General features: G+C 52.0%; 1 protein-coding gene. It reads left to right on the top strand.

What is annotated here, in order from left to right; all coding sequences use genetic code 11:
- Positions 1-225, top strand: a 225-nt coding sequence (locus LIZ66_RS20405; RefSeq protein ID WP_227087400.1) for a recombinase family protein, incomplete at both ends; no start/stop codon positions are given.

The following is a 225-nucleotide window of genomic DNA, read 5'->3' as shown; positions in this document are numbered from 1 at the left end:
AAAAAATCCCCTGCCCCACATGGTGGAACCGGGAACGGGGGCTTCGCAATACCCGCACCAAATGGGAAAAGAAAGACCCGGAAAACGGGCGGTATATGTGGGACTTCTCCGTTATCAAAGACCTTTTGATGAATCCCGTCTACACCGGGGCGATTGCTTCCCAGAAAAAGGACTACCGTTTCAAAATCGGCACGATTGGGGAAAAGAAGCCGGAGGACTGGATTG

The organism is Blautia faecis (genome assembly GCF_020554845.1).
Lineage (GTDB): Bacteria > Bacillota > Clostridia > Lachnospirales > Lachnospiraceae > Blautia_A > Blautia_A faecis.
The sequence above is the reverse complement of the archived record's forward strand: the minus strand, read 5'-3'. Positions and strand labels throughout refer to the sequence as shown.